General features: G+C 45.9%; 11 protein-coding genes. All 11 read left to right on the top strand.

Annotated elements, in window-relative coordinates:
* The first annotated feature begins 1 nt into the window (after position 1).
* Positions 2–2,011, top strand: coding sequence for a VWA domain-containing protein (locus L1D44_RS15560; RefSeq protein ID WP_239892072.1), 2,010 nt, complete (start codon positions 2–4; stop codon positions 2,009–2,011).
* Positions 2,005–3,639, top strand: a complete 1,635-nt coding sequence (locus L1D44_RS15555; RefSeq protein WP_239892070.1) for a BatD family protein — start codon at positions 2,005–2,007, stop codon at positions 3,637–3,639. The genes L1D44_RS15560 and L1D44_RS15555 overlap by 7 nt, the downstream gene beginning before the upstream one ends.
* 241 nt (positions 3,640–3,880) lie before the next feature.
* Complete coding sequence (locus tag L1D44_RS15550; protein ID WP_202721447.1) at positions 3,881–4,444, top strand: sigma-70 family RNA polymerase sigma factor; 564 nt, start codon at positions 3,881–3,883, stop codon at positions 4,442–4,444.
* A complete protein-coding gene (locus L1D44_RS15545) occupies positions 4,437–5,141 on the top strand; it encodes a DUF3379 domain-containing protein (protein WP_239892068.1) in 705 nt (234 codons plus the stop codon). The genes L1D44_RS15550 and L1D44_RS15545 overlap by 8 nt, the downstream gene beginning before the upstream one ends.
* A 141-nt stretch (positions 5,142–5,282) precedes the next feature.
* Complete coding sequence (putP, locus tag L1D44_RS15540; protein ID WP_239892066.1) at positions 5,283–6,734, top strand: sodium/proline symporter PutP; 1,452 nt, start codon at positions 5,283–5,285, stop codon at positions 6,732–6,734.
* A gap of 355 nt (positions 6,735–7,089) precedes the next feature.
* Complete coding sequence (locus tag L1D44_RS15535; RefSeq protein WP_239892064.1) at positions 7,090–8,400, top strand: porin; 1,311 nt, start codon at positions 7,090–7,092, stop codon at positions 8,398–8,400.
* Between the two features lie 148 nt (positions 8,401–8,548).
* Positions 8,549–9,265, top strand: coding sequence for an SIMPL domain-containing protein (locus L1D44_RS15530; RefSeq protein ID WP_239892062.1), 717 nt, complete (start codon positions 8,549–8,551; stop codon positions 9,263–9,265).
* Between the two features lie 291 nt (positions 9,266–9,556).
* A complete protein-coding gene (locus L1D44_RS15525; protein ID WP_239892142.1) occupies positions 9,557–10,531 on the top strand; it encodes an efflux RND transporter periplasmic adaptor subunit in 975 nt (324 codons plus the stop codon).
* Between the two features lie 42 nt (positions 10,532–10,573).
* Positions 10,574–13,825 (top strand): efflux RND transporter permease subunit, encoded by a 3,252-nt coding sequence (locus L1D44_RS15520; protein ID WP_239892060.1) that lies wholly within the window; start codon positions 10,574–10,576, stop codon positions 13,823–13,825.
* A gap of 62 nt (positions 13,826–13,887) precedes the next feature.
* Positions 13,888–14,106 carry a DUF2892 domain-containing protein gene (locus L1D44_RS15515; protein ID WP_239892058.1) on the top strand — a complete coding sequence of 73 codons (219 nt, stop codon included), beginning with the start codon at positions 13,888–13,890 and terminating at the stop codon, positions 14,104–14,106.
* 24 nt (positions 14,107–14,130) lie between these two features.
* Positions 14,131–14,486 (top strand): rhodanese-like domain-containing protein (locus L1D44_RS15510; RefSeq protein ID WP_239892056.1); only part of this gene is annotated, 356 nt, incomplete at its 3' end.

Here is a 14,486-nt window from a genome sequence, read left to right as displayed (position 1 = left end):
GATGCATTTCTTACGTCCCGAGTGGTTCTTAGCTCTACTCCCTTTAGCCTTGCTACTGCTGCTTTTATTAAAAAGTAAGGCGGCAAATTCAAGCTGGAACCGCTATATCGCCCCCCACTTAGCCAAGGTGCTAGTGGCTGGCTCTATTAAAAAGAGAAACAATAATATCGGCTACCTCGCCTTAGCTTGGTTTATTGCCGTGTTTGCCCTGTCGGGTCCTGCGTTTGAAAAAAGAGCGCTGCCTGTCTACGAGTCGGCGCAAGGACGTGTCATCGTCATGGACATGTCTTTGTCTATGTACGCGAATGACTTAGTGCCTAACCGCTTAACTCAAGCAAAGTTTAGAGCCACCGATCTTATCGATGCTCTCTCTGAAGGCGAAACTGGGTTAATCGCCTACGCAGGGGATGCATTTACTATCAGTCCGCTCACTCGCGATAAAGCGACCCTGTTAAACTTATTGCCAACGTTAACGCCAAGCATTATGCCAGTCAGAGGCTCAAACCTTGAAGCGGCGATTACTCAGGCAAAATCCTTGCTCAGTCAAGGCGGCTATATTCGCGGTGATATTATTTTGTTTACTGATGGTGTATCCACGGCTCAATTTAAACGCGCAGAATCGATACTCGCCGATAGTCAGTACCGACTGGCGATTATGGCTTTCGGAAGCCAGCAAGGCTCACCGATTAAGCTACCCGACGGACAGCTTTTACGTGACAACGCCAACCAAGTTGTGGTCGCTAAAACCGATTATAAGTTGTTAAAAGAATTGGCAACCGAGGCCAATGGTATTTTAGTGCCTAGTCGTGCTGACGGCGCCGATGTCACCCAGATTAAACATTGGTTAGCCAATACCCAAGATACCAAGGCGAGCGATCTTGAGGGCGAGACTTGGTTAGACATAGGCCCCTACTTTGCGCTGCTATTGTTACTACCGGCGTTATTCAGTTTTAGAAACGGCATGTTGGCGAGCCTAGCACTACTACTCTTGATCCAGCCGAATACGCCTGTCTATGCCAATACTTGGGACGATCTGTGGCAAACACAGGACCAACAAGCGATGCAGGCTTACCAAGCCAAAGACTACCAAGGCGCCGCGAGTCAATTTGCGAACCCGCAATGGCAAGCCAGTGCGCTTTATAAAGCGGGGGATTATGAAGAGGCGCTTAATGCCTTTGAAAAAGATGACTCCGCCAGCGGTCTATACAATCAAGGTAATAGCCTAATGCAACTAGGCCAATACGCCGAGGCGCAAAAACGTTATCAATCGGCCGTTGAAAAGAATCCTGATTTTGATGCCGCTAAGAGCAATCTTGAGCTGGCCAAAAAGCTGCAACAACAGCAAGAGCAACAAGATCAAAAAGACCAGCAACAAAATCCTGAGCAAAACTCTGATAACAGCTCTGATGACAACTCTGATAAACAGTCGGATAAAAGCCAAGGAGATGATCAATCCAAAGGTTCTGATCAAAACAAGGCTCAATCTCAAAACTCAGAGTCAAAAGACAGTCAACCAGGAGATCAACAAGAGAGTGATTCACAACAGGGTGAGTCTCAGCAAGATAAGCAAGAGTCTGAGTCTGAGTCTGATTCAAAACAAGAATCTCAACAGGAGCAACAAGGTGATACTCAATCCGATGAGAGTCAATCAGAGCAGCAAGATGCGGCCAATAATGACGCTGAAATGCAAGCTAACCCTGATGAGAATAACGCTGAAAAAACTCAAGCTAACAGTCAGTCAGCTCAGCAAGCCGATAAAGAGCAAACTGCAGATAATGAGCAACAAGCGCAATCTGCAGCACAGGCTCAAACGGACGAGCAGCCAGCAGGAGATACTAAGCAAGTTCCGGCGAGCGCGATCGCAACAGATGAGCCATTACCGCCAGAGATGGAGCGCGCCCTAAGGGCTGTAGCGGATGACCCACAGGTCTTACTGCGAAATAAAATGCAACTTGAGTACCAGAAACGTCGCCAACAAGGCATCAATACTAAGGAAAACGAACAGTGGTAATACGGCATATTTTTCTTTTAGCGATTATCGCCCTAACAGCCGCCTTCCCTGCTAGCGCGATCACAACACTGCAGGCTTCCGTTGACCGTAACCCCGTTATGGAAGGTGAGTCTTTAGTGCTAACCGTCACCGCTGATGACGATCTCAACAGTGGCAAGCTCGATACTTCAATGCTGTTAAAAGACTTTATCGTTGGCCGAACCAGCATCAGTCGTAGTAAGCAGATAATGAACTTTGACGCCAGCAATGAGACTCGCTGGCAAGTATTGTTATCGCCTAAAAATACTGGAACGGTTACGATTCCAGCTTTTAATATCGACGGCATCAGCTCTCAGCCTATCGCATTATCTGTTTTAAAAACGGGCTCTCAACCTCAGCAAACGCAAGATATCTTTATGCGTGCTAACTTGTCGAGTGAGCATGCTTATGTAGGCCAGATGCTGACCTACAAGGCAAAGCTGTATCTTGCATTAGAGCTACAACGTGGCGTGCTTAATGCGCCAAATCTTGAAGGTGCTCAAATAAAGCAACTTGGAGATGATAAAGACAGTACTGAGATCGTCAATGGCCGCCGTTACCGAGTCATCGAGCGTAACTATGCCATTATTGCCGACCAACCCGGTACTCTGACTATCGACGGTGCCAGCTTCTCAGGTGATGTGGTGGTACAGTCTCGACGTAACGGCGCCATGTTCTCTTTCAATGAAAGCAAACCGACCCAGACTCAGGCCCCTAAGATGACCGTGGTTATCGAGCCGATGCCTGCCGACTATCATGGTCAGTGGCTGGTTTCTGATCTGGTCGTATTAAAAGAGGATTGGCCTGAGACGCAAACCGAATTTAAAGTTGGCGACCCTATCACGCGTACCATCAATCTGTTGGCATCAAACACTGACGAGACTAGCCTACCGGAAATTCAAATCAACACGCCATCTGCGCTAAAGGCTTATCCTGAAAAGCCTCAGCGTAATACCTTCTTGCGTGATAACCAGATGGTGTCTCAACTAACACAGACCACGGCAATTGTCGCGACTCGCGCTGGTACTTATACCCTGCCGGAGATTAAGGTGCCTTGGTGGAATCCACATCTAAATAAACAACAATTTGCAACCTTACCGGCGCGCACTATCACGGTAACAGGCGGTGCGGCACCAGAACCGACCTCGGCTCAAGTGACACCAGAGTCAGGCAATACCAGTGCTGGTTTCTGGCCTTGGTTATCATTAGTACTTGCAGGACTCTGGCTTGGCACATTACTGCTGTGGCTCAAAGAGCGGAAGAGAACTCCGATTCAACCGAGTATCAATGATACCTCGAAAGCCGTTAGACCAAGCTCTTCGCTCGCAGCGCTACAGTCAGCTTGTCAGGCAGATAATGCCTCTGCGGTACTCAACGCTCTCACTCGCTATTATAGCGAGCTATATCAGCGTCCGATGACCTTGAGCCAAATAGCAGCAACTAATAGCACTATAGGTCATAGTATTAACCAACTACAGCAGGCAGCATACGCTTCGAGTCCGCAACCAGGTACGGTCGATTTTGCGAAAATCATAGCTGCTGCCAAGATGGCAACCCCCAATACCAAGCCAGATACAGACTCGGCGCTAGATAAGCTAAACCCAAGCTAATTCTATGCTCGATGTAACGACCAACAAAGCGCCTCACTGTAGGCGCTTTTTTTATCCATTCAGGTGCTAAGTCTAAACCGACAATTGCAGCCGCTATTTCTTGAGTTAGATTCTTGGATTCATGTATTTCTCAAGCTAGACACATTTCTTGCACTTATCACACCGACAAATCTAACAATTGGTATTCGCTATTCAACGAGGGTAAGCTGTCATTTATTGATCCCGTTAAAAAAATTGAAAAATGTTTGATAGTTGGCGAAATAAAAAGTCGAAGTCCACGGTCTCTTCAGACATGGTTAGCAAACAACGACGATACGATAGCCTTGTCAGGGCACTTCATGCCGATATTTACCGTTTCGCCTATTGGCTTTGCGGAGATAAACATGTCGCTGAAGATATCACTCAAGAAACATTTTTACGTGCTTGGCGATCACTTGACTCTTTAAAGGATGAAAAGGCCGCTAAAGCGTGGTTAATCACTATTTTGCGCCGTGAAAATGCCAGACGCTTTGAGCGTAAACAGTTTAACTACTCAGATGTCGAGCAAGAGTTTATCGAAGATACCTTTTCTGGCAGTACCGAAGAGCATGCTGAGCAACACTTAATCCGTAGACAGATATACAACTTAGAGCTTGAGTATCGAGAGCCATTGCTACTACAAGTCATCGGCGGCTTTAGCGGTGATGAAATCGCAAAAATTCTCGATTTAAATCGCAATACTGTTATGACCCGTTTATTTAGAGCAAGAAACCAACTTAAGGATCAACTTGAACAACCGCAAATCAGGGGGCAGTCCAATGGATGAGCTACAATTTCGCCGCCAAGCCTATAGCGACCCAAATAACCAAGATCCAGACTTTCTCGATGCTGCGATGGAGTCTGCCGATAGAGAAGCTTTTTTAAGTGATCTAAAAGGCTTAGACAATAAGATTGAGCGCGCCCTTAAGGTGGATGTACCCGACGACCTTGCTGCAAAGTTATTGTTAGGTCAGCAACTACAGCATCACCATACACAGCGCCGTAAAACAGGGTTCGCATTTGCCCTCGTCGCCTCTATTGCATTTTTAGCGGGAATGACATTTACATTGTTAAGAATGGCGCCTGTCGATTTAGGTCAGCACGCCCTTGCCCATGTTTATCATGAGACAGAAGCACTGACAGCTGATCAAGACGTACCGTTTCAAGCTGTAAACTTCCAGCTCGCTTCCCTTGCTGGAAGCAAAGAGATGAAGTTCACTCAACAGCCTGGCAAAGTCTTTTACAGTACCTATTGTGATTTTCAAGGCGTGCGGAGCTTGCACCTTGTGATGCAGGGGGAGCAGGGAAAAGTCACCTTGTTTATCGTTCCGCTTGAAGATCGCATGGTGCTTGATAAAGCCTTTGCCGATAACAAATACCAAGGAATGGGCTTTGAAACCGATAATGCCTATATGTTACTAGTCGGTGAGCAACACAAAGATCTTAATTACGTGAAAAACGAAATCAAGCAAACATTTATCTAATCCGCCTTTACAACCAGCGATGTTCAGTGCACATCGCTGGTTAGAACTTCATCACATCTCTCCGCTTTATTGGGCGTTAGCTCATAGATCTGCTAGCATAGCGCACACACAAATTGAAAATAAAAGAAGCGTGCATCACACATGACAATTGAATTACCTGTTTTAATCACTTTTATTGCCTACCTTACCCTCATGATGGGTATAGGCTTATGGGCTTATAAAGCAACAGACTCTGTAGACGATTACATTCTTGGCGGCCGTGGCATGGGACCTGCGGTAACAGCACTCAGCGTGGGTGCATCCGATATGTCAGGCTGGTTACTCTTAGGCCTACCTGGGGCGGTATATCTTGGCGGGCTAGGCGAAGCATGGATTGGTATCGGCCTAGTGTTTGGCGCCTGGCTCAACTGGTTATTCGTTGCTAAGCGACTCAGGGTTTATACCCAGTTCACAGACAATGCACTGACTCTTCCCGATTTCTTTGAAAAACGCTTTGAAGATAATAAAGGAATATTAAAACTCGTTTCTGCTGTCACCATTTTAGTTTTCTTCACCTTCTACGCTTCATCTGGCATGGTTGGCGGTGCCATCTTATTTGAAAAAGTATTTGGTCTTGATTACACCTTAGCACTGCTTATTGGTTCTACGATTATCGTTGCTTATACCTTTGTTGGTGGCTTCTTTGCCGTTAGTTGGACCGACTTTTTCCAAGGTTGCCTGATGCTTATCGCACTATTAATTGTACCAGTTGCAATTTTTAGCCAGCCAGAGACACAAGCAGGCTTGGAAAACATCGACCCTGCAATGCTATCGATGTTCAATGAAAATACCACCTTGATTGGTTTCGTATCGCTTCTCGCTTGGGGCCTAGGCTACTTTGGTCAGCCACATATTCTTTCTCGCTTCATGGCTATCGCTTCACCAGAGGATATTCCTGTCTCTCGTCGCATCGCAATGGGATGGATGCTTCTAGCCCTAGCCGGTGCGTTGGCAACAGGTATCGCGGGCAGCCTTTACTTTGCATCTGAACCTCTGTCTAACCCAGAAACGGTATTTATTCACTTAGCCCACGCAGCCTTTAACCCATGGATTGGCGGTTTGTTGATTGCCGCGATCTTATCGGCGATCATGAGTACTATCGATTCGCAGCTATTGGTTTGTTCTAGTGTGATCACCGAAGACTTCTATAAGAAGTGGCTACGCCCACAGGCAACAAGCAAAGAGCTAATGCTAGTTGGCCGTATTGGCGTATTGGCGATTGCCATCATTGCTGGTGTTGTTGCCCTTAACCCTGAAAGCAGCGTATTGGGTCTAGTTAGCTATGCATGGGCAGGTTTTGGTGCCGCTTTCGGACCGGTCGTATTGTTATCTCTATTCTGGCGCGGTTATAGCCGTAATGGTGCAGTGGCTACTATCATCGTTGGCGCGTTAACCGTGGTTATTTGGAAGCAGCTTACTGGGCATATTTTTGACATCTACGAAATCCTTCCGGGCTTTATTCTAGCCACACTAACGGGTGTGATAGTCAGTAAAATGAAAAGCCCATCTGAGACAATAAAACAGCAGTTCGATAGCTTCCAAGCAAAGCTATAGCTGTAATAAAAGGCAAAACAGATAAAAAGCGTACACTTGTACGCTTTTTTTATTTTTACCGGCCGCCTCCTTTTCCAGCAACCCGTTACATCTCATTAACCCGAAATCAAACCGCCTCTGTGCCCAAAGCCTCTGCTGGCTATACTTTCTATCGTCCATTTTAATTACTCAGCTAATTACCAGCTAAAAAAACGCGCAACAATTAACTAATAATTAACAACAAAACAATTCTGGTCGGAGTTGTTAGCTTGCACACATCTCCCTACTATGCACTGGTCTAATAAGTGGATCTTGCCGCTAATCATGAAATTAGCCCCAAAATAAGCAAGACCAAAATATAATAGAGATGATAATAATGAAGAATTTCAACAAGACTCTTATTGCTGTATCAGTTGCTCTAGCAAGTACTCAAACAATGGCTGCAGGTTTCCAATTAAACAGCCAGTCAGCAACAGGTATTGGCCGTGCATTTGCAGGTGACGCCGTTATCGCTGACAACGCATCAGTGCTTTCACGTAACCCAGCAGCAATGGCATTGTTTGATCAAAAACAACTTTCAATGGGCTTAACCTACGCTGACGTTCAGGTAGAAGTAAGCGATGTATTCGTTAACTCAAACATTGGCGAATTGCACTACGGTAGCGTAGACGATGCAGCTGAAGCTAAAGTTATCCCTAACTTTTACTATGTTAGCCCAGTAAACGATAAGTTTGCCTACGGTGTGGCTATGTTCAGCAACTTCGGTACTGGTACTGACACAAGCGCTCTTTCTCAACCTAAATCTATCCTAAATGGCGCGGCAGAAATTCCTGCGCCAGTGGATCTACTTGGTAAGACTGAAGTAACCACAATCAACTTCAACCTAAGTGCTTCATACCGTATCAATGACCACTTCAGTGTGGGTGCAGGCCTTGATGTGATCTATGGTTCAGGCACACTTACCCGCTCAGGTGAATTACCATTAGGCCAAGATAGCTCTTTTGTGCCAGTTGACCTTGTCGATGTTGATGCAGAAGGTATCGCTTTCGGTGGTATTGTTGGCGCGGTATACGAGATCAATGCCAATCACCGCTTAGGTGTTAGCTATCGTTTCAGCCCAGAGTTCACAGCCGATGGAACTGTTAACTTTGGTGGTACAGAATTCGAAGAGATCAACATTCCAATTCCTGATATCTTCCAAGTTGCTGGTTTCCACCAGTTAACTGACACATTTGCACTACACTACACGGCGCAAATGACAACTTGGGGCGATTTCCATGAGATCACAGTTACCGACCCTGCAGAAGCACAGCTAAAGAAATACGCTTGGGATGACTCATGGTTATTCAGCGTGGGTGGTACATACACGCTAACCGATAAGTGGACCCTACGTGCAGGTTACATGTTCGACCAAGGCGTTGTGGGTGAAGTGAGCTCTATCTCTATTCCAGATTCAGACCGTCAGTGGTACACCATGGGTGCGACTTACAACCTGTCAAAGAATACTAGCCTAGACTTCGGTATTGCATTTGTTCGCGGTGAAGAAACACAGCTAACAGAGCATAGCTCTGTGTTAGATCTTGTTAGCCAACAGATGCCAATTCTTGGCTCTGATTTAGGAACCGTACACGCGACAACTACGTCAAACGCGACCTACTACTCAATCCAGTACAACTACAAGTTCTAAGCTAGACGCTTAATTTAAAGTTGTATCTCGATAAAAAGCCGCATTTCGATGCGGCTTTTTTATTGCGCATTTATTAATGCTAATTTCATTGTCTTCTCAAGGATATTCTTGCTAACGTTAATCAAACATCAATTGAATTGAGTAAGCTATGTCGAAAACCAACACACTCTCAGCCCTGATCTTAGGCAGCCTACTCTGTTTTGGTCTTATCATGTTAGGCAATACCATTGGAGATAAACTGCTAAAAATGAAAGCAATGGAGCGAACCGTCACGGTAAAAGGCTTAGCAGAAAAAGAGGTTCGAGCCAATGTTGCCATTTGGCCTATTCGCTTTACCGAAGTCGATAACGACCTCAATAACCTCTACCAAACCGTGCAGACTAAAACGGACAGAGTCGTCGACTTCCTAAAACAACAAGGTTTTAGCGAAGATGAAATTACCATCGCCCTTCCTGCAATCGAAGACAGACAAGCACAGGGTTATGTCGACCCGAATGTGAAATACCGTTATGCAGCCAAGATCTCCATTTCTCTGTATACCAACAACGTGGATCTCCTACTCACAACCCGCACCAGCATGCTTAGTCTTGCGAAAGATGGTATTGCAATCTCGGATCAAGACTACAACAGCAAAGCACAGTTTTTATTTACCGAGTTAAACAAGGTCAAGCCTGATATGATTCAATCGGCAACTCAAAATGCTCGACAGGTTGCTGAAAAATTCGCTATAGATTCCGATTCTAAACTAGGCAAAATTAAGAAGGCGTCTCAGGGACAATTTAGTATCAATGACAGAGACAGCAACACCCCCTACATAAAGAAAGTGCGTATCGTTTCGACATTGACCTATTATCTTAACGATTAGCGCTCAAGATTTAATTCACTGATAGCAAAAAGGCTTAACTTAGGTTAAGCCTTTTTGTCTGCAACGATTTAACAGGAATTCCTCTACGTTCAGTTACCACCGCCCCATATAAAGTAGCGCCTGTTAATCACAGAACTCATTCATCGCATTTTTCTAATAAATAATTATTGCAGATGTAAATTACTTCCATTAGAATTATCTCATGGATTGATTTTGGTGAACTATAATATGAAAAATACCCTCTTTGGCTATCTACTCATTAGCTCTCTACCCTTTATTAGTCTGTCAGCAATGGCAGAGACTCAGCGTATAGAGTCGATATCGGTAAGTCTGAAACCCTACCCTAACTGGGTACAGTTAGACGCCGTTGTCGAGCCAACAAAAGCCGCAACGGTGTCGGCACAAACTTCTGGGCGTATTATTAAGCTCAACTACGACATCAATGATCTAGTTGCCGAAGGTGCACCACTACTAGAGATCACCAATAAGGAGCAAGGCGCACAGCTTGCAGCGGCAGAAGCCGATTACGCCAAAGCTAGCGCTGTCAATGTGGAAGCGCAGCAGCAGCTTACGCGTTATCAAGCCCTGTTTCCAAAAGGCGCCATCTCCAAGGGTGAAATGGATGAAGCCGAGGCCAATGCAAAATCTTCACAGCAGGCAGTGAGTGCCGCGAAAGCCAAAATCACTCAAGCTCGCGAGTCTCTTAACTACACCTTAGTCAGCGCGCCCTTTGCAGGTATCGTTACCCAAAGGCATGTCGAAGAGGGTGAGACGGTAAGCCCTGGCCAAGCCTTATATTCAGGCTACTCATTAAGTCAGATGCGCGCCGTGACCCAAATTCCCCAACGCTACATCGAAGCGCTAAGACAGCAACCTAACTTCAAATTAACCTTAGCCAACGGTAAGCAGATCAACAGTGATCAGTTAACACTGTTCACCTTTGTTGACCCTAAAACCCATAGCTATAAAGTTCGCATTAACTTGCCAGATAATGTCGACGGCGTGATCCCAGGAAGCCTTATCAAGGCCCAATTCATCAGCGGCAGTCGCAGTGCCATATTCGTGCCAGAGTCTTCACTGATCACCATGAATGAGTTAAGCGCTGTTTATATTCAGCAAAATGATAAATGGGTATTAAATCAAGTCAGGACCGGACTTGCGGATAATGGCAATGTTGAGATCTTAGCGGGGTTATCCGATGGCGATCTGGTGGCCAAAGATGCCTATCACGCCCTATTAATGCTTAAGCAAAGCCACAAGCCATAGTGCGATAACTGGAAGCTGTAACTAGGAATTAGGATACTTCATATGCCAACTCAACAGAATTTAGGTATTTCAGGGCGCATTGCTAGCGCCTTTCAATCCAGTGCTATCACCCCATTATTGGCGCTATTAGGCTTATTACTGGGAATTTTTGCGGTCATCGTTACTCCTAAAGAAGAGGAGCCGCAAATCGATGTGACCTTTGCCGACGTATTTGTCCCCTTCCCAGGCGCAACGCCCCGTGAAGTGGAAAGCTTAGTCACCTTGCCAACCGAGCAGATAATCTCTGAAATTAAAGGCATAGATACCCTCTACTCATTTTCACAACCAGACGGTGCACTCTTCATCGTGGTCTTTGAGGTTGGCGTTGCTCGCAACGATGCCATCGTAAAGCTCTACAATCAAATCTACTCAAATCTAGATAAGCTGCCGCTCGCTGCAGGTGTCGGCGAGCCGCTAATAAAACCCCGCGGCATCGATGATGTACCGATTGTCAGCCTCACCCTATGGTCGAAAGACAGTTCGATTTCAGCCGAAATGCTGACCCATGTCGCTAACGGCTTAGAAACCGAGATAAAGAGGATCCCAGGTACCAGAGAGATTAGCTCTGTAGGCGATCATCAACTTAGCCTCAACGTGAGAATCGATCCGGTTAAGATGAATTATTTCAATGTCTCATTTGATGAGATAAATCAAAGCCTCAGCAATAACAACCATATCTCGATGCCAAGCTCACTGGTTCAAGGCAATCAGGAGATAAAGGTCCAAGCTGGCCAGTTCTTACAAAATATCGAAGATGTAAAGCAGCTAGTCGTTGCAGTGAAACAAGACAGTGACGGACACAGTAGCCCAGTCTATCTTGCGGACTTTGCCGATATTACCCTCAATGCAGATCTGCCAGTAAAAAGTGCATGGCATGGCGACAAGCAAGAAATCTATCCTGCGGTAACCATCGCCATAGGTAAGCAGCCGGGCAAGAACGCCGTCGATGTGGCCAACGTTATCATGGATAGAGTGAGTAAAGTGCAAAATGTGCTCATACCTGAGGGCGTAGAAGTCACTGTCTCACGCAATTATGGTGAAACCGCTGGAGACAAAGCTAACACTCTGATATTAAAGCTAGTGTTTGCTACCGCCGCAGTAGTGATTTTGGTGTTAATGACAATGGGCATCAGAGAGGCTGTTGTAGTTGGCATTGCTATTATCATCACCTTAGCACTGACCCTGTTTGCCTCTTGGGCTTGGGGCTTCACGCTCAACCGAATATCACTGTTTGCGCTCATTTTTTCCATCGGCATATTAGTAGATGATGCCATCGTTGTTGTTGAGAACATTCATCGGCATATGGCGATGGGCAAACGTTCTTTCTCTGAACTAATTCCTGTCGCCGTTGATGAAGTTGGCGGCCCAACCATACTAGCGACCTTTACGGTGATTGCAGCCCTGCTGCCGATGGCTTTTGTATCTGGCTTGATGGGGCCCTATATGAGCCCAATACCGATCAATGCCAGTATGGGAATGCTTATCTCTCTTGCGGTGGCATTTATGATCACCCCTTGGTTAAGCCGAAAACTCCTAAAGCACTCTAAGCCATCGCACGACGAAGAGCACCAACATAGTGAGCAACAAGCACAAGGGTTTATGTTCAAGCTGTTTAACCGTTTAATTGGTCCCTTTGTTCGAGGTAAAAATGCCAGAAAAGCAAGGCTTGGCCTAGCGGCGGGGATTTTCATCCTCATCGCCGGAGCCGTTGTGCTACCCATGGCAAAATTAGTGGTATTGAAGATGCTGCCCTTCGATAACAAGTCAGAGTTTCAAGTGATGGTTGACTTGCCTGAAGGCACCCCCGTTGAGCAGACACAAAAAGCCCTCAAAGAGTTAGGCCGCTACCTTAATCAAGTGGAAGAGGTGGATAATTATCAGCTCTACGCCGGTACCAGTGCACCGATGAACTTTAATGGTTTAGTGCGTCATTACTTCCTGCGTCAAACTCAGGAGTTAGGTGATATTCAGGTTAACTTGGTCGATAAAAAACACAGAGACAGAGATAGTCACAGCATTGCACTATCGGTTCGAGCGCCACTGCAAGCAATTGGTGATAAGTACAATGCCAACGTTAAAGTGGTTGAAGTGCCACCGGGACCGCCAGTTTGGTCGCCAATTTTGGCCGAAGTTTATGGTCCCAGTGAAGCTATTCGTGAGCAAGCCGCTAACCAGTTACTTGGGCTGTTTAAAGAGACTAAAGATGTGGTTGATATCGATATCTTTTTACCTGAGTCAGCATCAAAATGGCAAGTGATGATAGACCGAAGTAAGGCCAGCTTGCTTGGTGTCCCCTACAGCCAAATTGTCGACTTAGTCTCGACAGCTGTCGGTGGTAAAAACATTAGCTATCTCCACAAGGAGAATCAGAAACACCCTGTGCCGATTAAAATTCAGCTTCAAGAGGGAGCCAAGGTCGATTTGGAGCAAGTATTGAACCTGACGCTGCGCAGCAGCAGTGGCCAAGCCATTCCAGTCTCTGAGCTAGTTAGGATCGACAAAGGCAATATCGATACCCCTATTATCCATAAAAACATGATCCCGATGATCATGGTGGTTGCCGATATGGCTGGTCCCTTGGACAGCCCTCTGTATGGTATGTTCGACATGGTTGGGCAGATCAATGATAAGCAGGACTCAAGTTTAGAGTCTGATTTAGGCTCTGATTTAAGCTCTAGTTTTAGTTTTGAACAGCACTTCATCAGCCAGCCTAGCGGACTCGATAGTGTCGCGATACTCTGGGATGGTGAATGGAAAGTGACCTATGAAACCTTCCGCGATATGGGCATTGCTTACGCCGTGGGCATGATTGCCATCTATCTGCTGGTTGTCGCTCAGTTTAAGTCTTATAGCGTGCCGCTGATTATCATGGCGCCCATTCCATTAACCATCATTGGAGTGATGCCAGGCCATGCCCTACTCGGTGCACAATTTACCGCCACCTCTATGATAGGCATGATAGCCCTTGCGGGGATTATTGTACGTAACTCGATTCTTTTGGTGGACTTTATTCATCAAGAAACCGCGGCGGGGATCCCCTTTGAGCAAGCAGTCATCCACTCGGGGGCTGTTAGGGCCAAACCCATCATGCTAACCGCGTTTGCGGCGATGATAGGTGCGCTGTTTATCATAGATGACCCGATTTTTAACGGGCTTGCCATAAGCCTTATCTTCGGCATCTTAATTTCCACCCTATTAACGCTCGTGGTGATCCCCGTGCTTTATTACGCGGTAATGAGAAAACGCTATCAGTAATGTTAACGATGGCGCTGCATACCGTCATCGTCACTTAATCAATCAGTATACAAGGAGTAATTATGTCAATTGAACGCGCCATTATGGCATTTGCAGGTTTTATGGTTTTACTATCAATAGCCCTAACTGTATGGATTAATGATAATTTTATCTGGCTCACCGTTTTTGTTGGAGCTAATTTATTTCAAAGCGCCTATACTGGATTTTGTCCGGCAGCAATAATTATGCGCAAGTTTGGCTTTAAATCTGAAGCCCAGCTTGCCACTGCCAATAAAAATTAAATAATGATAAATAAAGGTATATTGATGAGTAACGCTTTTAATTCACTGCATAAACTGCCTAAAACTATGGTTTGGTTGTTAGGGCTAAGTGTCTTACTAATGATGTTTAGCACTTTGGCATCGGCCGCAGATCAAGACGCTAACGTGGCTTGGCAAAAGATTGAGGCTGGTGCTTTAGTCGTTGACGTTCGCACGCCTGAAGAGTTTGCTCAGGGACACCTACCAAACGCCATCAATATACCTTATGAGCAAATTAATGCCGCCTTTAGCAACAAGCAGATCGCCAAGGACCGCTCTGTAGTGGTTTATTGCCGTAGTGGTAATCGCAGCGGAATCGCTAACCAGATGTTAGTCCGCGAAGGTTACACTAACGTTTATAA

This window comes from Shewanella sp. Isolate13, from assembly GCF_022398325.1.
Classification (GTDB): domain Bacteria; phylum Pseudomonadota; class Gammaproteobacteria; order Enterobacterales; family Shewanellaceae; genus Shewanella.
This window is presented reverse-complemented; position numbering and strand designations above follow the sequence as displayed.

Coding starts and splice junctions, on each gene's coding strand:
- L1D44_RS15560 (WP_239892072.1), top strand. CDS start 2: ATGCATTTCTTACGTCCCGAGTGGTTCTTAGCTCTACTCCCTTTAGCC.
- L1D44_RS15550 (WP_202721447.1), top strand. CDS start 3,881: ATGTTTGATAGTTGGCGAAATAAAAAGTCGAAGTCCACGGTCTCTTCA.
- L1D44_RS15545 (WP_239892068.1), top strand. CDS start 4,437: ATGGATGAGCTACAATTTCGCCGCCAAGCCTATAGCGACCCAAATAAC.
- putP (WP_239892066.1), top strand. CDS start 5,283: ATGACAATTGAATTACCTGTTTTAATCACTTTTATTGCCTACCTTACC.
- L1D44_RS15535 (WP_239892064.1), top strand. CDS start 7,090: ATGAAGAATTTCAACAAGACTCTTATTGCTGTATCAGTTGCTCTAGCA.
- L1D44_RS15530 (WP_239892062.1), top strand. CDS start 8,549: ATGTCGAAAACCAACACACTCTCAGCCCTGATCTTAGGCAGCCTACTC.
- L1D44_RS15525 (WP_239892142.1), top strand. CDS start 9,557: ATGGCAGAGACTCAGCGTATAGAGTCGATATCGGTAAGTCTGAAACCC.
- L1D44_RS15520 (WP_239892060.1), top strand. CDS start 10,574: ATGCCAACTCAACAGAATTTAGGTATTTCAGGGCGCATTGCTAGCGCC.
- L1D44_RS15515 (WP_239892058.1), top strand. CDS start 13,888: ATGTCAATTGAACGCGCCATTATGGCATTTGCAGGTTTTATGGTTTTA.